Origin of the sequence: [Pseudomonas] carboxydohydrogena, assembly GCF_029030725.1 — a bacterium.
Lineage (GTDB): Bacteria > Pseudomonadota > Alphaproteobacteria > Rhizobiales > Xanthobacteraceae > Afipia > Afipia carboxydohydrogena.
In genome coordinates this window covers 2,913,910-2,934,199 of sequence record NZ_CP113162.1, presented here as the reverse complement: position 1 = coordinate 2,934,199, position 20,290 = coordinate 2,913,910, and the positions used below count along the sequence as shown (strand labels likewise).

The 20,290-nt window shown below is 64.5% G+C and carries 22 protein-coding genes and 1 other RNA gene; 16 read left to right on the top strand and 7 right to left on the bottom strand.

All coding sequences use genetic code 11. The features are described 5' to 3' along the window. Nucleotide 1: 1 nt before the first annotated feature. The 7 genes from AFIC_RS14210 to tkt form a co-directional block, all read right to left on the bottom strand. Nucleotides 2–793, bottom strand: coding sequence for an inositol monophosphatase family protein (locus tag AFIC_RS14210; protein ID WP_275246871.1), 792 nt, complete (start codon nt 791–793; stop codon nt 2–4). A gap of 110 nt (nt 794–903) precedes the next feature. Continuing rightward, entirely contained in the window at nt 904–1,998 is a 1,095-nt protein-coding gene (locus AFIC_RS14205; protein ID WP_275246870.1) for a tetratricopeptide repeat protein, read from the bottom strand. After that, nucleotides 1,995–2,678, bottom strand: coding sequence for a thiamine phosphate synthase (locus AFIC_RS14200; protein ID WP_275246869.1), 684 nt, complete (start codon nt 2,676–2,678; stop codon nt 1,995–1,997). Before AFIC_RS14200 ends, AFIC_RS14205 begins: the two co-directional genes overlap by 4 nt. A 103-nt stretch (nt 2,679–2,781) precedes the next feature. Further along, nucleotides 2,782–3,810, bottom strand: a complete 1,029-nt coding sequence (locus AFIC_RS14195; RefSeq protein WP_275246868.1) for a class I fructose-bisphosphate aldolase — start codon at nt 3,808–3,810, stop codon at nt 2,782–2,784. Between the two features lie 114 nt (nt 3,811–3,924). After that, nucleotides 3,925–5,124, bottom strand: coding sequence for a phosphoglycerate kinase (locus AFIC_RS14190; RefSeq protein WP_275246867.1), 1,200 nt, complete (start codon nt 5,122–5,124; stop codon nt 3,925–3,927). A 151-nt stretch (nt 5,125–5,275) separates the two neighbouring features. After that, complete coding sequence (gene gap / locus AFIC_RS14185; RefSeq protein ID WP_275246866.1) at nt 5,276–6,283, bottom strand: type I glyceraldehyde-3-phosphate dehydrogenase; 1,008 nt, start codon at nt 6,281–6,283, stop codon at nt 5,276–5,278. Nucleotides 6,284–6,381: 98 nt separating this feature from the next. Continuing rightward, the gene (tkt, locus tag AFIC_RS14180; RefSeq protein ID WP_275246865.1) at nt 6,382–8,388 is read right to left on the bottom strand and encodes a transketolase; all 2,007 of its coding nucleotides are present in this window, start codon (nt 8,386–8,388) and stop codon (nt 6,382–6,384) included. A 308-nt stretch (nt 8,389–8,696) separates the two neighbouring features. On the opposite strand from tkt, the gene AFIC_RS14175 reads away from it, so the two are divergent. The 16 genes from AFIC_RS14175 to AFIC_RS14100 all read left to right on the top strand — a co-directional run bounded on the left by AFIC_RS14175 (nt 8,697) and on the right by AFIC_RS14100 (nt 20,270). Continuing rightward, nucleotides 8,697–9,035, top strand: coding sequence for a DUF4164 domain-containing protein (locus AFIC_RS14175; protein WP_275246864.1), 339 nt, complete (start codon nt 8,697–8,699; stop codon nt 9,033–9,035). After that, nucleotides 9,032–9,415, top strand: a complete 384-nt coding sequence (locus tag AFIC_RS14170; RefSeq protein ID WP_009339823.1) for a cell division protein ZapA — start codon at nt 9,032–9,034, stop codon at nt 9,413–9,415. Before AFIC_RS14175 ends, AFIC_RS14170 begins: the two co-directional genes overlap by 4 nt. Nucleotides 9,416–9,492: 77 nt before the next feature. After that, nucleotides 9,493–9,653: non-coding RNA, 6S RNA (gene ssrS / locus AFIC_RS14165), on the top strand. Between the two features lie 164 nt (nt 9,654–9,817). After that, nucleotides 9,818–10,396, top strand: a complete 579-nt coding sequence (locus AFIC_RS14160) for a 5-formyltetrahydrofolate cyclo-ligase (protein ID WP_275246863.1) — start codon at nt 9,818–9,820, stop codon at nt 10,394–10,396. A 5-nt stretch (nt 10,397–10,401) separates the two neighbouring features. Beyond that, entirely contained in the window at nt 10,402–11,268 is an 867-nt protein-coding gene (locus AFIC_RS14155; protein WP_275246862.1) for a TIGR00282 family metallophosphoesterase, read from the top strand. A gap of 86 nt (nt 11,269–11,354) precedes the next feature. After that, nucleotides 11,355–12,101, top strand: coding sequence for a YebC/PmpR family DNA-binding transcriptional regulator (locus AFIC_RS14150; RefSeq protein WP_275246861.1), 747 nt, complete (start codon nt 11,355–11,357; stop codon nt 12,099–12,101). 235 nt (nt 12,102–12,336) lie between these two features. Continuing rightward, complete coding sequence (gene mgtE, locus AFIC_RS14145) at nt 12,337–13,704, top strand: magnesium transporter (protein WP_275246860.1); 1,368 nt, start codon at nt 12,337–12,339, stop codon at nt 13,702–13,704. 33 nt (nt 13,705–13,737) lie between these two features. Further along, complete coding sequence (gene ruvC, locus AFIC_RS14140) at nt 13,738–14,253, top strand: crossover junction endodeoxyribonuclease RuvC (RefSeq protein ID WP_275246859.1); 516 nt, start codon at nt 13,738–13,740, stop codon at nt 14,251–14,253. Beyond that, nucleotides 14,250–14,867: a Holliday junction branch migration protein RuvA gene (ruvA, locus tag AFIC_RS14135; RefSeq protein ID WP_275246858.1), complete on the top strand. Its 618-nt coding sequence runs from the start codon at nt 14,250–14,252 to the stop codon at nt 14,865–14,867. The genes ruvC and ruvA overlap by 4 nt, the downstream gene beginning before the upstream one ends. Then, nucleotides 14,864–15,904 (top strand): Holliday junction branch migration DNA helicase RuvB, encoded by a 1,041-nt coding sequence (gene ruvB / locus AFIC_RS14130; RefSeq protein WP_275246857.1) that lies wholly within the window; start codon nt 14,864–14,866, stop codon nt 15,902–15,904. The genes ruvA and ruvB overlap by 4 nt, the downstream gene beginning before the upstream one ends. Nucleotides 15,905–15,921: 17 nt before the next feature. Continuing rightward, a complete protein-coding gene (locus tag AFIC_RS14125) occupies nt 15,922–16,455 on the top strand; it encodes a tol-pal system-associated acyl-CoA thioesterase (protein ID WP_275246856.1) in 534 nt (177 codons plus the stop codon). 48 nt (nt 16,456–16,503) lie between these two features. Then, nucleotides 16,504–17,154, top strand: a complete 651-nt coding sequence (locus AFIC_RS14120; protein WP_275246855.1) for a TetR/AcrR family transcriptional regulator — start codon at nt 16,504–16,506, stop codon at nt 17,152–17,154. 97 nt (nt 17,155–17,251) lie between these two features. Further along, nucleotides 17,252–17,740 (top strand): DUF2852 domain-containing protein, encoded by a 489-nt coding sequence (locus AFIC_RS14115; protein ID WP_275246854.1) that lies wholly within the window; start codon nt 17,252–17,254, stop codon nt 17,738–17,740. Nucleotides 17,741–18,133: 393 nt separating this feature from the next. Further along, a complete protein-coding gene (tolQ, locus tag AFIC_RS14110; protein ID WP_275246853.1) occupies nt 18,134–18,847 on the top strand; it encodes a protein TolQ in 714 nt (237 codons plus the stop codon). Between the two features lie 24 nt (nt 18,848–18,871). After that, a complete protein-coding gene (gene tolR, locus AFIC_RS14105; protein WP_275246852.1) occupies nt 18,872–19,327 on the top strand; it encodes a protein TolR in 456 nt (151 codons plus the stop codon). Nucleotide 19,328: 1 nt separating this feature from the next. Continuing rightward, entirely contained in the window at nt 19,329–20,270 is a 942-nt protein-coding gene (locus AFIC_RS14100; RefSeq protein WP_275246851.1) for a cell envelope integrity TolA family protein, read from the top strand. Nucleotides 20,271–20,290 lie beyond the last annotated feature (20 nt).

Sequence of the window (20,290 nt, the reverse complement as noted above, 5' to 3'; positions counted from 1 at the left end):
TTCAACCCAGCGGCTTGAGAATCTTCACCAGTTCGCGCTGGATGATCTCGTTGCCGCACACGACGTTGCCGGTCTCAAGCGCGGTGTCGCCACCCTCGATGCCGCTGACGGTGCCGCCCGCTTCGCGCACGATGATGATACCGGCCGCGACATCCCACGGCTGCAAGTTGCGCTCCCAATAGCCGTCGAGGCGGCCGGCGGCGACGAACGCCATGTCGAGCGAGGCCGCGCCGAAGCGGCGCAGGCCCGCGACGCGCGGTTGCAGTTCGGCCATCTCGCGGCGTGCCAGCTCGTGGTCGCCGCGTCCGATATGCGGCAGGCCGCAGGCGATCACGCAATCTTCCAGATTCTTGCGCGCGGCGACGCGCAGGCGCGTGTCGTTGAGAAACGCGCCCTTGCCGCGCTCGGCGATGTAGAGTTCTTCATTGCCCGGATTGTAGATCACGCCCGCGATCATCGTGCCTTCGCGTTGCAGGCCGATCGAGATCGCGAATTGCGGAATGCCGTGCAGGAAATTGGTGGTGCCGTCGAGCGGGTCGACGATCCAGGTGTTGCTCTTGTCGGTGCCCTCGCGCGTGCCGCCTTCCTCGCCGAGGAATCCGTAGCCGGGGCGCGCCTTGGTGAGGTCGTCGTAGAGCATCTGCTCGGCGCGGCGGTCGGCCGCCGACACGAAATTGGCGGGGCCCTTCAGCGAGACCTGAAGATTTTCGATTTCGCCGAGATCGCGCTTGAGGCTGCGGCCCGCGCGGCGCGCGGCCTTGACCATGACGTTGATGAGGGCGGAATGAATCATGGTGCGCGATCTTGGGTGAGGGAAAAGACAAAATGGTCCAGCATTCAGGCGAGGGTATTGGCCTCAAAGACCCATCGGGTCAAGTGCAGTCAACTTGACCGGATGCCGGTCTATTTGATGCCGAACCATGTTTTGGCTGCCGCTTCGGCCTTGGCGCGGTCTTCCGCCGGAAGTTGCGCCATCTGGGCATCGAGATCGGGGTCGCTGGCGCCGGCCGTCTTGGCGATCAGGTGCCATTTGAAGCCTTCGACCTTGTTCTGGGGTGCCGCCTTGCCTTCGATCAGGATATGCGCCAGCCGGTTCTGCGCGATGGCGCTGCCCTGCCGCGCGGCGCGGTTCAGGAGCGCGACGGCGGTGCGCTCGTCGCGGTTGACGCCGGTGCCGTTGAACAGCGCGATGGCATATTCGACTTCGGCATCGAGATTGTCGGCGAGCGCGGCGGCGCCGAGCAGCTTCGCGGCCTCGACGGGATTCTTCTCGACGCCACGGCCTTCCTTGTAAAAGGTCGCGAGCGCGTATTGCGCCTCCGGGTTGCCCGCATCGGCGGCCTGACGGAACAGTTCGGCCGCGCGTTTGATGTCGCGCGGAAACACCTGACCTTCGAGATAGAGCAGGCCGAGATTGTAGGCGGCTTCCGGCTTGCCGAGCTTGGCGGCGGCGGCCAGCAGTTTGGCGCCCTCGTTACGATCGACGCTGCCGGTGCGCCCGGAGATATACATCATGCCGAGCGCGAAGATCGCCTCGCGGTCGCCGCGGTCGGCGGCTTTCTTGTACCAGCTTGCGGCGAGCGGCTCGTCGCGCTTGACGCCGAAACCGTTGGAATAGATCTCGCCGATCAGCGTCATCGACTTCGGATCGCCCTTCTCGGTCGCGCGCCTTGTGGCGAGCGCCAGCGCGGTCTTGTAGCGGCCTTCCTGAAACGCGCCGTAGGCGAGATCGACCTTCGGATCGTCGGATTCCGGCGGCAGGGCGACGGTATCGGCGGCGGCGGGGTTTGCGGACGCTTTTGGCGCGGTCTTCGGTGCCGCCCTGGGTGCGGTTTTCGGCGCGGCCTTTGGTGAAGCCTTGGGCTTGGGCGTGGCCTTCGGCGGCTGTACGGGCGCGGGCTGCGCGGAAGGCAACGCCATTTGCGCGAAGCCGTTGCCGCTCGCAAGGCAGAGCGTCGCGGCCGTCAGCATGGCCATGAGATGAGACGCGCGGTTCATGGGTGCGACGCCTGTGTTGCGCCGACTGCCTGCTTGAAACGCTCGGCGATCACGGTTCGCGCCTCGGCCAGAGCGGCTTTCGGCCCGCGCGCGTCGCTCCAGACGAAATCCGCGACCATGATGAAGTCCGCGCCTGAGCCCGCGAACAGCGTGGCTTCCTCCAGCGTCGCGGCATAGCCGACGCAGGGCGGCTCGAACAGTTCGGCCCACCATTGCAGGCGCTCGAAGATCGCGTCCGGGGAGGGACGCTCGCCATGACTGCCGGGCTCGCCGAACAGCAGATAGTCCGCGCCGTTTTCGCCAGCGAGCATGGCATCGTGACGGGTGTGCAATTGCCCGACGCCGAGAATGCGCTGCGGCTTCAGCGACGAGGCTTCTTCCATCTCCCTCAAGCCATCGACATGGGCCCCGTCGGCGCCCGCGCGCGCGACGAGGTTGGCGTGCTGATCCACCAGCAGCGCCGTACCGGCCGCCTGCACCGGACCTGCGAGGGTCTTGATGCGCGAGGTCAGCGTGCGCTCGTCGGCGTCCGCAAGGCGCAGCAGCAGCGCCGCGATATCGAATTCGGCAAGCAGCGGCGGCAGCGATGCGGCGAACGCCGCCGTGTCGCCGAGCGCGGGCGTGGCCAGATAGAGGCGGGGCGCGGGCCGGGCGGGTGCGGGAGATCTGGAAGAGGCCATGGGAAAATCGGTAACCGACGATCAGGAACGCCACAAGCCTTGAAGCAAAAATGCGCCGCGGATGCGGCGCATTTGACGAAATCCGGAAATTGCGAAAAGCAGCTTACGCCGCCTTTTTGCCTTCAAGATCGGCCTTCCATTCGCCCTTGCTGGCGAGGCCGTTCATGCGGGCGCGGTGCTCGAACGCAGCCTGCGCCGCCGGCACATTCTCGGACTTGCCCGACCATGCCTTCTGAGGTGCTGCTTGCAATGCACGGCCGTAGGAGAAGGTGAGCTTCCACGGCAGGCCGCCGATCCGGTTCATGGCGTCGAGATGCGCGGTCGCTTCCTCGTCGGACTGGCCGCCCGACAGGAACGCGATGCCCGGCACTGCCGACGGCGTGGTGTTCTTCAGCATGCGGACGGTCTTCTCGGCGACTTCCTGCACCGATGCGCGCTTGGCGGCTTTCTTGCCGGAGATCGCCATGTTCGGCTTCAGGATCATGCCTTCCAGCGCGACCTTCTGGTAGTACAGTTCCTGGAAGGTTTCCTTGAGCACGAACTCGGTGACCTCGTAGCAGCGGTCGATGTCGTGGTCGCCGTCCATCAGCACTTCCGGCTCGACGATCGGCACGATCTGCGCCGCCTGGCAAAGGGCTGCATACCGCGCGAGCGCGTGGGCATTGGTACGCACGGCGGTGTAGCTCGGGATGCCCTTGCCGATATCGATCACGCCGCGCCACTTCGCGAAGCGTGCGCCGTGCTCGTAATATTTCTTCAAACGCTCGGCGAGCTTGTCGAGGCCGACGGTGATGAGTTCGCCGGGGCAGCCGGGCAGGGCCTGCGTGCCTTCATCGACCTTGATGCCGGGAATGGAGCCGGCCTGTTCGATCAGCTTGACGAGCGGCGTGCCGTCCTTCGCCTTTTGCCAGAAGGTCTCGTCGTAAAGGATCACGCCGGAGATGTGGTTGGTCATCGCGTTCTTCGAGCGGAACAGCAGTTCGCGATAATCGCGGCGGTTGTCCTCGGTCGATTCCACGCCGATGGGATCGAAGCGCTTCTTGATGGTGCCGGAGGATTCGTCGGCGGCCAGGATGCCGCGCCCGGGCGCGACCATGGTATTGGCCACCTTGTTGAGGTCAGCGAGATTCATCGAGCTCTCCTGCAAGAAACTGAATGAGGGGATGGGATTTGGTTGTTGTAATTCTTGGACGGGTTCGCCGGTTCCACCCCGTACGGGTCAATCTACCCAAACGGGGCGGCATTGTCATTTGGTCCGCAGCACCTCGACGCCCGGCAGCGGCTTGCCTTCCATCCATTCGAGGAAGGCCCCGCCTGCGGTCGAGACATAGGTGAAGTCGGACGCGACACCGGCATGGTTGAGGGCTGCGACAGTATCGCCGCCGCCCGCCACCGAGATCAGCTTGCCGTCGCGGGTGCGTCCCGCCGCATGACGCGCGGCCTGTACGGTGCCGCGGTCGAACGGCGACAGTTCGAACGCGCCGAGCGGACCGTTCCACACAACGGTCCTGGCGTCGTCGAACGCCGCGCGCACGCGGTCCACGGACTTCGGGCCGACATCGAGGATCATCGCATCGGCCGGAATGGCGTCGAGTCCGCAGGCTTCCGAAGGCGCGTGTGCGACGAATTCGCGCGCGATCACGGCATCCACCGGCAGGATCACGGCGCATTTGGCGGCTTCCGCCTTTTCCAGAATCCGCAACGCGGTCGGCGCCAGTTCCTTTTCACACAGCGACTTGCCGACATTGACGCCCTGCGCATGCAGGAAGGTGTTGGCCATGCCGCCGCCGATCACCAGCGCATCGACCTTGGTGACGAGGTTTTCGAGAAGATCGAGCTTGGTCGAGACTTTCGCGCCGCCGATCACGGCCGCGACCGGGTGGGTCGGCGCTTCCAGCGCCTTGGTCAGCGCGTCGAGTTCGGCCTGCATCGAGCGCCCGGCATAAGAGGGCAACACATGGCCGAGACCTTCGGTCGAGGCGTGGGCGCGGTGCGCGCAGGAGAAGGCGTCGTTGATCCAGATATCGCCGAGCTTGGCGAGTTCGGCCACGAAAGCGGGATCGTTCTTTTCCTCACCCTTATGGAAACGGGTGTTCTCGAGGCAGACGATGTCGCCGGGCTTCATCCAGGAGACGGCATCCACCGCCTTCTTGCCGATGCAGTCGTCGACGAACTCGACGTGCCGCCGCAGCATGTAGGCGAGCGTGATTGCGACGGGCTTCAGCGATTCCTTCGGATTGACCACGCCCTTGGGCCGGCCGAAATGCGAGAGCAGGATGACCTTGCCGCCCTTTTCGGCGATCTCGGTGATGGTTTTGGTGACGCGCTCGAGGCGCGTGGCGTCGGAGACGCGGCCATTGTCCATGGGGACGTTGAGATCGACACGCAGCAGCACGCGCTTGTTGTGCACGTCGACGTCGTCGAGGGTGCGAAAGAGGCTAGTCATGGGTCTCCTTGTCCCCGAACCCGATGCATCGCCATCGGCGCGTGAATATGCGTCATCGACGCGCGGACGACGGAAGCCTGAACCGCCATCCTCGTGAAATGTTTCCGGGCGGCGCGCCGTGACATGGATCGCGTCGCCCGGAGAATAAAGGTCAGATCAGCTTGCCCATCGCGACGGCGGTATCTGCCATGCGGTTGGAGAAGCCCCATTCGTTGTCGTACCACGACATCACGCGCACCAGCTTGCCGCCCTGCACCTTGGTCTGGTCGGTGGCGAAGATCGAGGAGTGCTGGTCGCCGTTGAAGTCGATCGACACGTTGGGATGATCGGTGACGCCGAGAATGTTCTTGAGCTGCTGCTGCGAGGCGCGGCGGATCGCGTCGTTGACCTCGTCCTTGGTGGTCTCGCGCTTGGCGACGATCTTGAGATCAATCACCGAGACGTTCGGCGTCGGCACGCGGATCGAGACGCCATCGAGCTTGCCCTTGAGTTCGGGCAGCACGAGGCCGATGGCCTTGGCGGCGCCCGTCGAGGTCGGGATCATCGACAGACCGGCGGCGCGGGCGCGATAGAGATCCTTGTGCACGGTGTCGAGCGTCGGCTGGTCGCCGGTGTAGGCGTGGACCGTGGTCATGAAGCCGGTCTCGATGCCGACAGTGTCGTTCAGCACCTTGGCGACCGGCGCGAGGCAGTTGGTGGTGCAGGAGCCGTTGGAGACGACGACGTGATCCTTGTTCAGGGTGTCGTGGTTGACGCCGAAAACGATGGTGGCGTCGGCGCCGTCGGCGGGGGCGGAGACCAGCACGCGCTTGGCTCCGGCGGTGAGGTGCGCCGCAGCCTTGTCGCGCGCGGTGAAGATGCCGGTGCACTCCATCGCGATGTCGATGCCGAGTTCCTTCCACGGCAGCGTCGCGGGATCGCGCACGGCGGTGACCTTGATCGGGCCGTTGCCGATATCGATGGTGTCGCCCACGACCTTCACTTCGCCGGGGAAGCGGCCATGGACCGAGTCGTAGCGGAGCAGGTGGGCGTTGGTCTCGACCGGGGCCAGATCGTTGATCGCAACCACCTGGATGTCGGTGCGTTTCGACTCGTGAATCGCACGCAGCACGTTACGGCCGATGCGGCCAAATCCATTGATCGCGACGCGGATGGTCATTCCATTCTCCTCAAAGTCTGAATTGACGTTTTTCGGGGCGGTTTTGCCCCGAATGACGCCCTGATGCAATTATCCGTAGCGGCAATATCCATGCAGGGTTACCGCTTGAGCCGGGCTTCGGCGGCGGTGGCGATTGCCTCCGCCGTGATGCCGAAATGGCTGTACAGTTCCTTATATGGGGCGCTGGCGCCGAATCCGCTCATGCCGACGAAGATTCCATCGGATCCGATGATGGCATCCCAGCCCTGCCGTACCGCGGCTTCCACGCCGACCTTCACTGGTGCATTGCCGATCAGCGCTGCACGCGTAGCTTCCGGAGCCTCCAGAAACAGGTCCATGCACGGCACCGACACGACCCGCGTCGCGATGCCGCGCGCGGCGAGCAGCTTCTGCGCATCCACCGCGAGAGAGACTTCCGAGCCCGAGGCGAAGATCGAGACTTTCGCCTCGCCCTTTGCGGGCGAAATCTCGTAGGCACCGGCGGCGCACTTGTTGTCGGCGTCATTGCTGCGGCGAAGCTGCGGCAGGTTCTGGCGCGTCAAGGCCAGCACGCTGGGACGATCCTTGGCTTCAAGCGCAAGCTGCCAGCACTCCAGCGTTTCGACGGTGTCGCAGGGGCGGAATACGTTGAGGTTCGGGATCGCGCGCAGCGCCGCGACATGCTCGACCGGCTGATGGGTGGGACCGTCTTCGCCGAGGCCGATGGAATCGTGGGTCAGCACGTGGATGACGCGCTCGCCCATCAGCGCCGCGAGACGCAGCGACGGGCGCAGATAATCGGAGAACACCAGGAACGTGCCGGAATACGGAATGATGCCGCCATGCAGCGCCATGCCGTTCATCGCCGCCGCCATGCCGTGCTCGCGGATGCCGTAATTGACGTAGCGCCCGCCGTAATTGTTGGCGGAGATCGCGACCATGTCCTTGATGCGGGTGTTGTTGGAGCCGGTGAGGTCGGCCGAGCCGCCGACCATTTCCGGCACCGCCGGGATCAGCGCTTCCAGCGCGCGTTCCGACGCGGTGCGGGTCGCGATGTCCTTCGGGGCCTCGGCCAGCGCCGCCTTCATTTTCGCGACGGCATCCTTGAGCGCCTTCGCGGGCAGATCGCCTTTCATGCGGCGCTCGAATTCGGCGCGCTGCGCGGCATCCCTGGCGGCGAGCTTCTTCGCCCATTCGGCATGCACACTGGCACCGCGCGAACCGGCCGCGCGCCAGGCATCGAGAATGTCGGCGGGAATTTCGAACGGCGGCGCGTCCCAGTTCAGTTGCTTGCGCGCGCCAGCGATTTCCTCCGCGCCGAGCGGCGAGCCGTGCGACTTCGAGGTGCCCGCCTTGGTCGGCGCGCCGTAAGCGATGGTGGTCTTGCAGGCGATCAGTGTCGGGCGATCCGATGTCTGCGCGCGCGCGATGGCATCCGCGATGGCGTCGTGGTTGTGGCCGTCGATGCGGTAGGCGGCCCAGCCCGCGGCCTCGAACCGCTTCACCTGATCGACCGAATCCGACAGCGAGATCGCGCCGTCGATGGAAATGCCGTTGTCGTCGAACAGCACGATCATGCGGTTGAGCTTGAGGTGGCCCGCCAGAGCGATGGCTTCCTGACTGATGCCTTCCATCAGATCGCCGTCGGAGGCGAGCACGTAGGTGTGGTGATCGACGATGTCGCCGCCGAATTCCGCCGCGAGGTGGCGCTCCGCGAGCGCCATGCCGACGGCGGTGGAAATGCCCTGACCGAGCGGGCCAGTGGTCATTTCGATGCCGGGGGTGATGAAGTTCTCCGGGTGCCCCGGCGTCAGCGAGCCGAGCTGGCGGAAATTCTTGATCTCCTCGATCGTCATCGCCTCGTTGCCGGTGAGATAGAGGAGCGCATAGAGCAGCATCGAGCCGTGACCGGCCGACAGCACGAAGCGGTCACGGTCTGCCCATTTCGGATCGCGCGCATCAAACTTCAGGAACTGCGTGAACAGGACGGTGGCGATGTCGGCGGCGCCCATCGGCAGGCCGGGATGGCCCGAATTCGCCTTCTCCACGGCATCCATCGCGAGCGCGCGGATCGCATTGGCCATGCGGGACGGATCGACACGCGGGGTCTTCGCTTGAAACGTCATGGATCGGGACCTGAAAAATTTTTCCAAAAAGGCGGGATATTGCAATCAGATGACTGCGGCCGGTGGATAGCACCGACGCTCCCGTGAGTCCAAGAATCCGTCCGGGAATCAAACGGGAAATCAACGCACGGAGGAGGTGTCCGAAACAGGAATGCCGCGCTTAACGGTGCATAGCGCCAACGCGGCGTTGCAAGAGCGCGAATCGGGCCGTAGATTCGGCAACTAAATGCTTGCTGGATCGGGATTTTCCGATGAGATCGGCCGCTCAACCTTCCATGGTTCAACATCCGAGACCGAATGGCTCGTATATGAACGACCGTATGCCCAATGCCTTCGCTGCCGGTGAGCACGCGGCGCCAGCCGCGCCTTCCGCCGCCAGCGAGATCGAGGCGGCGACCCGAAGACTCGCGGCGGCGCTCGATGCGCTGGAGGGCGCGGTCGAGCGGCGGCGCGAATACGATCGCGGCAGCGACGAACTCGCCGCGCGCATCCAGTCGCTCGGCGTGGATCGCTCTCGCCTCGCCAACGAACTCGACGGCACGCTGGTGCGTTCGCGCGAACTGGAGCGCACCAACCGCGAAATCGCCGAACGGCTCGATGTGGCCATCGAGACGATACGTTCGGTGATCGAGGAGGACGCCTCGTGAGCCACGTCAATGTCACCATCAATGGCCGGCAATATCGCATGGCCTGCGAGGAGGGGCAGGAGACGCGGCTGCTGCGGCTCGCCGAGATGCTTGAGAGCCGCGTCACGGATTTGCGCGGCAAGTTTGGCGAAATCGGCGACCAGCGGCTGACGGTGATGGCGTCGCTGACCATCGCCGATGAACTGCAAGACGCCGAGCGGCGCATTCGCGGCTTCGAGGAAGAGATTGAGGTGCTGCGCGAGGGCCGCGTCGCCGCCTCGGACCGCGCCCGCGCCACCCAGAGCGCGATCGCCAATGCGCTCAACGCCGCCTCCGACCGCATCGAGCGGATGACGCAGGAACTGAACAAGCCGCTCGCCGGCAACGTCGCGCTCGGCTGACAGCCTGCGAAAACCTCATGACCTGAAATTGTTCGGCCCCGCTGGCGGCGCGGGGGGATCGTCGCTACATTGGTTATGCGAGGCTGTGGCGCGCGTCAGGAGCCATATATCCCCGGGGCCTTATCGATCCTTTAGGGAACTGTCCCTGGCCGGGTCCGTGGACCCGGACATATGGTGCCCACCTACTTTCGTAGGGAACTCCGGGATCGAGTGCTTCAACGGCGACCGTGGCTTCGCACTTCTTTCATCGATCGTCATCGTGGTTTCGTCATGCCCGGCCTTGTGCCGGGCATCCACGTCTTGTTTGCTACGGGTTGGAAAGACGTGGATGGCCGGACATAGGCGAGCGGAAGCGACGCCGTTCTTCGAACCGCCATGCCCGGCCATGACAAACGGTGATGAATGGATTCATCCCAAAACCTGAAAAACGAACTCCGTGCCGCTGCCTTCGCTCGCCGTGATGCGCTCGATGCGTCCCAGCGTGCGGCCGCTTGCGAGGCGCTTGCGAAACACGCGGCGCAATTCGAGGTCGGCCCCGGTTGCGTGGTGGCAGGCTTCTCCGCGATCCGCACCGAGATCGATCCGTCCGCGCTGATGTGGGCCTTGCGTGCACGCGGTGCGTCGCTGGCATTGCCCGTTGCGCTCGGTCGTGGCGAGCCGTTGATCTTCCGCGCATGGAGATCTGACACCGTTCTGGTGCGCGGCCTCTACGGCATTCTGGAGCCGTCGTCCGATGCCGAGGAGGTCGAGCCGGACATCGTGCTGGTGCCGCTCGCCGCCTTCGACCGGCGGGGCCATCGTCTCGGTTATGGCGGCGGCTATTACGACCGCACGCTGCAAAGGCTGCGGAAGGCGAAGCGCATCACCGCCGCGGGCCTTGCGTTTTCCGCGCAGCAAATGGATGAGATTCCCGTTGATACGCACGACGAACCGCTCGATCTCGTGCTAACGGAACGAGATGTGATTAATTTCCGGGAGTAGGCGAGTTGCGGATTCTGTTTGTCGGCGATGTGGTGGGGCGCAGCGGGCGTCATGCTGTGACGGAAACGCTGCCCGGCCTGATCCGCGACTGGACGCTCGATCTGGTCGTCGTCAACGGCGAGAACGCCGCGGGCGGTTTCGGCATCACCGAAGCGATCTATGAAGAGCTGGTGGATGCCGGGGCCGATGCGATCACGCTCGGCAATCATTCCTGGGACCAGCGCGAGGCACTGGTGTTCATCGAGCGCGCGCCGCGCCTGATCCGCCCGCTCAACTTTACCCAAGGCACGCCCGGCCGTGGCGCGGCGATGATCGAGACCAAGAAGGGCCAGCGCGCGCTGATCGTCAACGCCATCGGCCGCATCTTCATGGCGCCCTGCGACGATCCCTTCATCGCCATCGACCGCGAATTGACCGCCTGTCCGCTGGGCGAGGCGGTTGACGCCATCGTGGTCGATTTCCACGGCGAGGCGACCAGCGAGAAGCAGGCGTTCGGCTATCATTGCGACGGGCGCGCGAGCCTCGTCGTCGGCACCCACACCCATGCGCCGACCGCCGACCATCGCATCCTGCCGCGCGGCACCGCCTACATGACCGACGCGGGCATGACCGGCGATTACGAGAGCATCATCGGCATGGACCGCGAGGAACCGCTCGGCCGCTTCCTGCGCGGCTATCCGGCGGCGCGGTTCACGGCTGGCGACGGCCCCGGCACGCTGAGCGGGGTGGCGGTGGAAACCCACGATGCGACGGGCCTTGCGACCAAGGTCGCCCCGGTGCGGATCGGCCCGGTGCTGGAGCCCGTGGTGCCCCGTTCTGGCGGCAAGATTAAGGGCCGGAGGCGGCCCGAAAATCGGCGGCGGCATCTTTGATTTTGCCGAGTGCGGCCTTATAACGCGCCACCCAACCCGATTTTCAATGCAAGGCGCGATGCGCGCCCCTGACAGAGACCATTCGCATGGCCGGACATTCCCAATTCAAGAACATCATGCACCGCAAGGGCAAGCAGGATGCCATGCGGTCCAAGATATTCGGCAAGCTCGCCCGCGAAATCACCGTGGCGGCCAAGCTCGGCACGCCCGATCCGGCGATGAATCCGCGCCTGCGTGCCGCCGTGATCGCCGCACGCGCCGAGAACATGCCGAAGGACAATATCGAGCGCGCCATCAAGAAGGCGATCGGCGGCGAGGGCGAGAGCTACGATGAAATCCGCTACGAGGGCTACGGTCCCGGCGGCGTCGCGGTGATCGTCGAGGCGCTGACCGACAACCGCAACCGCGCAGCCTCCGACATCCGTTCCTACTTCACCAAGTCCGGCGGCAATCTCGGCGAAACCGGCTCGGTCTCGTTCATGTTCGACCATGTCGGCGTGATCGAATACGACGCGGCCAAGGCCGATGCCGACACCATGCTGGAAGCGGCCATCGATGCCGGGGCCGACGATGTTGTCTCGTCCGAGGACGGGCACGAAATCTACACCTCGCAGGCGTCGCTGAGCGAGGCGGCCAAGGCGCTGGAAGCGAAATTCGGCGAGCCGCGTAAGGCCGCGCTGATCTGGAAGCCCCAGAACAACATCGCCGTCAGCGACGAGGTCGGCGAGAAGCTGTTCAAGCTGCTGGACCAACTGAACGAGCATGACGACGTGCAGAACGTCTATGCCAATTTCGAAGTCTCGGACGAACTCGCCGCCAGAATGGCGGGCTGAGGCTCTGCCTCGTTCTTTCGTTGCGATGCGCGCGGTTTTTTCTTGACGCCGCGCAAGTGAAAGCCCATGTGGGCGTCAGGCGGCGTGAAATCTTCGCGATCGCGCGCCGCGTCACAGGAAACATCCAGAATTATGCCCAGCGACAGTCAACGTACTTTGCCGGCAACGGTCTGCGCGGTCTGAGCATTTCTTGAGGCTCACCCGCTGCCGGTGTCGGCAGATCCGAAGGTGAGTCATGACGGACATCCACACAATCTCCGAGGATGGTTTCAACGCGGCCGTGGTCGCGGCAAGCCTGACCAACGAACATACCGCCGACAGGGTCGACGTCCTCAACAGGCTCGAGCCTGAACAGGCGGCCGAGGTCTTGCGCCTCCTGCCGCGCGAGACGGCGATCGAGGTTCTCGACAAGCCCGAACTCGATTTCGCGGCCGAGATCGTCGAGGCGATGCCGCACGATGTCGCGATTCCGCTGCTCGCGGGGATGTCCGCCGACATGGCGGCCGATCTCATCCAGCAATTGCAGGACCCGCCGCGCACCGAGTTGATGGAGGGGCTGGACCCCGCCTCGCGCAACGCCATCCGCAGTCTTCTCGCCTATCCGGAAAACACCGCCGGCGCGATGATGACGATCGAATTCGTCAGCGCGGCGAGCAACTGGACGGTAGAGCGCACGCTGCAACACATCCGTCAGGTCGAACGCACCCGCGAGACCGTCTATGCGATCTATGTGCTCGATCCCGTCACCCGCCGTCTGGTCGGTGCGCTGTCGCTGCGCCGCCTGATCGCGGGCGAACCGGGCGAGATGATCGGCGATCTCGCGGTGACGCCGATCACCACGCTGCCGCTGGCGGACCGGGAAGACGTCGCCCGTCTGATCGCGCGTCACGATCTGCTCGCGGTGCCGGTGGTGGACAAGGCCTCGCACCTGCTCGGCATCGTCACCTTCGACGACGTGATCGACGCCATCATCGAGGAAGGCACCGAGGACGCGCAGAAGTTCGGCGGCATGGAGGCGATCGAGGAGCCTTATCTGCAAATCGGACTCGGCAACATGCTCCGCAAGCGCGGGGTCTGGCTCGCCGTTCTGTTCATCAGCGAGATGCTGACCGCGAGCGTGATGCAGCATTTCGAGGGCGAGCTGGAAAAGGCGCTGGTGCTGACGTTGTTCATTCCGCTCATCATGAGTTCGGGCGGCAATTCCGGCTCGCAGGCGACCTCGCTCCTGATCCGGGCGCTGGCGTTGCATGACGTGAAGCTGTCCGACTGGTGGCAGGTGATGCTGCGTGAACTGCCGACCGGGCTGCTGCTCGGGGCTGGTCTCGGCATCATCGGATTGTTCCGCGTGGTGATGTGGCAGAAGCTTGGAATTTACGACTATGGCGAGCACTGGCTTCTGGTCGGCGTGACGGTCGCGGCGGCGCTGGTCGGCGTGGTGACGTTCGGCTCGGTCGCGGGATCGATGCTGCCGTTCCTGCTGCAACGGGTGGGCTTCGACCCGGCCAGTGCTTCCGCGCCGTTTGTCGCCACGCTGGTCGATGTCACCGGGCTGATGATCTATTTCAGCGTCGCGCTCCTGATCCTGCGCGGCACCTTGCTGTAACGACCTTTGCGGCTGTTTCGGCTATCATAGGGCATGACTTCGCGCGCGATTCGTATTCTAGGGATCGATCCGGGCCTGCGCCGCACCGGCTGGGGGGTGATCGACGTCGACGGCAACCGGCTGATCTATGTCGGCTGCGGTTCCGTCGAATCGCGTGACAGCCTGCCGCTGTCGGAGCGCCTGCTGGCGATCCATGAAGGGCTTGTGAAGGTGGTGAGCGAGCATGGTCCGCTGGAGGCGGCGGTCGAGCAGACCTTCGTCAACAAGGACGGCGCGGGCACGCTGAAACTGGGGCAGGCACGCGGCGTCGCCATGCTGGTTCCCGCGATGTCGGGGATTTCTGTTGCCGAATACGCGCCCAATCAGGTGAAAAAGACCGTGGTCGGTGCGGGCCACGCCGACAAGAACCAGATTCGCGTGATGCTGGGCGTGCTGTTGCCGAAGGCCCAGCCTCAAACGCCCGATGCCGCCGACGCGCTCGCCATTGCCATCACCCACGCGCATCATCGGCAGAGCGTGGCGCTGCTGCGGAAGGTGGCCGGCGCATGATCGGCAAGCTCAAGGGCCTGATCGATTCCTACGGCGAGGATTATGTCGTGCTCGACGTGCAGGGCGTCGGCTATCTCGTGCATTGTTCGGCGCGCACGTTGCAGGTGTTGCCGTCTCCGGGTGAAGCGGTGGCGCTGTCGATCGAGACCTATGTGCGTGAGGACCAGATCAGGCTGTTCGGTTTCCGCAGCGATATCGAGCGCGAATGGTTTCGGCTGTTGCAGACCGTGCAGGGCGTCGGCGCCAAGGTCGCGCTGGCGGTGCTCTCGACCCTGCCGCCGTCCGATCTCGCCAACGCGATTGCGCTGCGCGACAAGGCGGCGGTGGCGCGCACGCCCGGCGTCGGACCCAAGGTCGCCGAACGCATCGTCACTGAACTCAAGGACAAGGCTCCCGCATTTGCAAATGTCGATCCGGCGGTGGTGCATCTGGCCGGTGCCGTCGATGACGAGCGCGCGCCCGGCCCGGTGCGTGACGCCATCTCCGCGCTGGTCAATCTCGGCTACGGCCAGCCGCAGGCGGCGGCCGCGATTGCAAGTGCATCGCGCGATGCGGGCGAGGGCGCGGAGACGGCCAAGCTCATTCGCCTCGGGTTGAAGGAATTGGCGAAATGACCGGCCCCCGTCTCGTCACGCCCGAGCGCCGCGCCGACGATATCGGCGACACCTCGTTGCGTCCGCAGAATTTATCCGAGTTCGTCGGGCAGGCACAGGCGCGTGCGAACTTGCAGGTGTTCATCGATGCCGCGCGCAAGCGCAACGAGGCGCTGGACCATGTGCTGTTCGTCGGCCCGCCCGGATTGGGCAAGACCACGCTGGCGCAGATCGTCGCGCGCGAGCTGGGCGTCGGCTTCCGCGCCACCTCCGGCCCGGTGATCGCGAAGGCGGGCGATCTCGCGGCACTCTTGACCAACCTCGAAGAACGCGACGTGCTGTTCATCGACGAAATCCATCGTCTCAATCCGGCGGTGGAGGAAGTGCTCTATCCTGCGATGGAGGATTTCCAGCTCGACCTCATCATCGGCGAGGGGCCTGCGGCGCGCTCTGTGAAGATCGACTTGGCCAAGTTCACGCTGGTCGGCGCGACGACGCGCGCGGGGTTGCTGACCAATCCGCTGAGGGATCGTTTCGGCATTCCGCTGCGGCTGAACTTCTACACCGAGGACGAGCTTGAGAAGATCGTCACCCGCGGCGCGCGGGTGCTCGGCATCGGCATGACCAAGGACGGCGCCAACGAGATCGCGCGCCGCGCGCGGGGCACGCCACGCATCGCGGGGCGGCTGTTGCGGCGCGTGCGCGACTTCGCTTCAGCCGCCGACGCCGACGCCATCGACCGCAAGATTGCCGATCATGCGCTCGGCGCGCTCGAGGTGGACAAGGCGGGGCTCGATGCGATGGACCGCCGCTATCTCTCCACCATCGCTCTGAACTACGGCGGCGGCCCGGTGGGCGTCGAGACCATGGCGGCGGCGCTGTCGGAGCCGCGCGACGCCATCGAGGACATCATCGAGCCGTATCTGATCCAGTGCGGCTATCTGCAACGCACCCCGCGCGGGCGGCTTCTCACCGACCATGCTTTCCGGCATCTCGGGCTGGCCGCGCCCTCGCGCGATGCCGCTCAGTTCGGCATGTTCACTGATGACGAAGACTGATTTCCAAGATTGATGCGATGACCGAAAAATCCGCCCCGCTTTCCCTCGACGGTGAAATCCGGAATGGCCGCCACGTCATGGCGATCCGTGTCTATTACGAGGACACCGATTTTTCCGGCATCGTCTATCACGCCAATTACCTGCGCTACATGGAGCGCGGACGGACCAATTATCTGCGCCTTCTTGGGGCCGAGCAGAGTGCGTTGTTCGCCGAGGCAGGGGCCGAGGCACCTGGAGCGTTTTCAAGCGAAGTGGGTACCGGTTCGCGTCAAGAAAACGCGACAAATCAAAAATCCAGCTTCGCTTTCGTCGTGCGCTCCATGCAGCTCGAATTTCTACGGCCCGCGCGGATGGACGACATTCTCACCATCATCACCACACCGCACGAAGTGAAGGGCGCTTCGATGATGCTGGCGCAGGAGGTGCGGCGCGGCGGCGAGCTTCTGATCGAGGCCAGGGTGAAGGTCGCCTTCATCTCGGAGGGCCGTGCCCGGCCGATCCCGAAGGCGCTGCGGCTGCTGATGAAAGCGGATCAAGAGGCGGGAGCTTGAGCCCGCCGCTCTGGCGCGCGCTCGGGATGCCATGTTAAAGATATTCACATGAGCTGGCATCGCGGCCGCCGGGAAGGCGGCTATCATCACGGCAATCTGAAAGAGGCGCTGATCGAGGCGGCGCTCGACCTCATCGCGCAGAAGGGGCCGGCGGGCTTCACCTTCGCGGAGGCGGCGCGCTCGGCGGGCGTCAGCCCGGCAGCGCCGTATCGCCACTTCCGCGATCGCGACGAATTGCTGGCGAGCATCGCGCAGCAGGGTTTTGAGTTGTTCGAGAAGCAACTCTCCACGGCGTGGGACGATGGGCGTCCCGATACGTTCGTGGCGTTCTCGCGCGTCGGAAAGGCCTATCTCGCCTTCGCGCGCGAACACCCGGCCTATTATTCGGCGATGTTCGAATCCGGCGTGCCGGTGCAGGACAATCCCGCGCTGCTGATGGCGAGCGAACGGGCCTTCGCCATCATCCGCGCCGCCGCCGAGCGGCTGGTGGCGCTCGCGCCGCCGAACGTCCCGCGTCCGCCCGCGATGATGATGGCGCTGCACATCTGGTCGCTGTCGCACGGCATCGCCTCGCTGTTCGGGCGAGGGGATGCGGCGTCGCGCAAGTTGCCGATGTCAGCCGAAGACCTGCTGGAAGCGGGCGTGCTTGTCTATCTCAAGGGCCTCGGCTTTTCGCCGCGCCTGGAACCCGCCCCCTAGATTAAATTTGCGGACGGGCGATTACGCCGCGCTTGACAATCCGGCTGGATGGCTTAGCTATGTAAATGTTATTTACATTCACGGTGAGGAGACGCGCATGACCAATACCGCAGACTTCGACCGCTCTGGCCGGCCGGGCTGGGGCGGACCGCCTCGCGACATGCGCTGGCAGAATGATGAATGGCAGCGGTCCTGCCATCCGGCCTCGATCCTGATCGTCATCGCCGCTTTCATCGTCTGGTGGCCGCTCGGTCTGGCGGCGCTCGCCTACACCTTCTGGAGCAGAAAAATGGGTTGCTGGAATCATCACGGACGTTTCGCCGACAAGATGGAGCGGATGCAGTGGAAGATGGAGCGGATGCGCGACCGCATGGACGGCCGTAGCTTCTGGGGTGGATCGAGCGGCAACCGCGCTTTCGACGAATACCGGATGGAGACGTTGCGCCGTCTCGAGGAGGAGCAGAAGGAATTCCGCGACTTCCTCGGCCGCCTGCGTCAGGCCAAGGACAAGGAGGAGTTCGACGCCTTCATGGCCCAGCACCGCCAGCGTCCGGCGTCGCCCGACTCACCCGCGCCGCAGGGCTAGGAAGGTCTTCCGGCCTTAGCCCCCGGCCGGCACCCTTCTCTGACCGCCCGTCTGGTTCGCCAGGCGGGCGGTTTCGCTTGTGGAAGCCAGATTTGGCCTTGATCCGGCAGACGTTTTGGCGGTTAAAAGCGGTCGTCTTAACCCCCTTTTAACCACGCGGGGCGTCTGGTGAGCGGGCTGAAACGGCGCCGACAGCCCTTGTTTTGACATGTTGGCGGAGGATGGAGGAGCCGGCCTTGGGGAGGCCGCTCCGTGCGAACATGACAACGGTTCCTGTTCCGATCCGACGCTGCGGCCATGCCGGCGCTTTTTTGCGGCATCCCGCAGGGTGCGCCTATTGTGTCGCGCTCCTGCAATCATTTTGGAGAACATTGCGTTGAGAGGATTCCAATCATGAACCCAGCCGACGTGGCACAGTCCGCCTTGCCGGTGGCCTCCTCCGACGTATCGCTGATCGCGCTGTTCTTGCAGGCGCATATCGTCGTCAAATTCGTGATGCTTGGCCTGCTGAGCTGCTCGATCTGGGTCTGGGCGATCGCGATCGACAAGATCTTCCTGTACGCGCGGACGCGCCGCGCAATGGACCGTTTCGAACAGGCGTTCTGGTCGGGGCAGTCGATCGACGATCTCTATCGCGCGCTGTCGGCGAAGCCGACGCATTCGATGGCGGCGTTGTTCGTCGCGGCGATGCGCGAATGGAAGCGCTCGTTCGAGAGCCACTCCCGCTCTTTCGCGGGATTGCAGACCCGCATCGACAAGGTGATGAGCGTGTCGATCTCGCGCGAGATCGAGCGGCTGGATCGCAGGCTTCTGGTGCTCGCGACCGTGGGCTCCGCCGGTCCGTTCGTCGGTCTGTTCGGCACGGTCTGGGGCATCATGTCGAGCTTCCAGTCGATCGCGGCCTCGAAGAACACCTCGCTCGCGGTGGTGGCGCCGGGCATCGCCGAGGCGCTGTTCGCGACCGCGATGGGTCTGATCGCCGCCATTCCGGCGACAATTTTCTACAATAAGTTCATCTCCGAAGTGGGCCGTCAGGCGCAGCGCCTTGAAGGTTTCGCCGACGAATTTTCCGCGATCCTGTCTCGTCAGATCGACGAGCGGGCGTAAGCACCAACACGACGGGCAGACGATATGGGCATGAGCATGGGCGGAGGAGCAGGCGGCGGTGGCGGCCGTCGCCGTCATCAGCGCGCCAGCGTCATGGCCGAGATCAACGTCACGCCGATGGTGGACGTGATGCTCGTGCTGCTCATCATCTTCATGGTGTCCGCGCCGCTGCTCACCGTCGGCGTGCCGCTCGACCTGCCGCAGACGGCGGCCAAGAGCCTCGATCAGGACAAGGAGCCGCTGACGCTGTCGGTGCAGGTGTCCGGCAAGATCTTCCTCAACAACACCGAAATTTCCGCCGACGATCTGGTGGCGAAGCTGAAGGCCGTCACCGATGCGCGCGGAGGCACCGAGGAACGTATCTTCGTGCGCGGCGACACCAAAGCCGACTACGGCACGATCATGAAGGTGATGGGCCGCCTGTCGGCTGCCGGGTTCAAGCGCGTTGCTCTGGTCACCGAGGTCGAGCAGGGGAGCTGACGTGAAAATCGACCGGACACTCGCCGCGTCTGTCGCTTTGCACGCTCTGGTGATTTCCTGGGGGCTGATCTCGTTTTCCACCAAGATGTATGAGACGACTCCCGAGGAGTCGCTGCCTGTCGATATCATTTCCGCCGATCAGTTCGCCAAGGTCACGCAGGGCATCAAGACCGGCAAGAAGGAAGTGACCAAGCCGCTGGTCGAGAAGGTCGCCGATCCGACGCCGCCACAGGACGATCCGGTCGGCAAGATCGAGGACAAGAAGCCTCCGGTCGTGACCGACACCGCGCCCGAGCCGCCGCCGAAACCCGTCGAAAAGCCGGTCGAGAAAAAGCCCGAGCCGCCGAAGCCGGTCGCGCAGGAGAAACCGAAGGAAGAAACCAAGCCGGCGGAAAAGAAGCCCGACCCGGCGAAGGTCGATCCCATCGCCGAAGCGTTGAAGAAGGAGCAGGCGAAAAAGCCTGAGCCGAAGAAGCAGCAGGCGCAGGCGAAACCCACTCCGCCGCCGAAGGAAAAGCACGAGCGCGTGTTCGATCAGACCAAGATCGCCGCCCTGCTCGACAAGCGCGATCCGACGCGGCAGTCGATGACTGGATCGGAATTGAATTCGCAGGCCGCGCTCGGTCTCTCGCACGGCCGTTCCTCCGACAATTCGGCGACATGGGGCGCGATGTTCAAGAGCCAGGTGGAGCGTTGCTGGAAGAAGCCGTATGGCGGCATCGAGGCGCAGCAGATTCAGGCGAGCTTCGATATCCGCCTGAAGCAGGACGGCACGCTCGAATCGATGCCGGTGCCGCTGCCCGGCAGCAACACGCCGTATTTCCGCGTCTATCAGGAGAGCGCGCGCCGCGCGATCATCGAATGCCAGCCTTATAAGCTGCCGCCGTCATTCTTCAACGAATGGAAATTCTTTGAGCCCGTTTTCACCGAACGCACGTCTTAAAAAAGTCGCGTGATGCACGC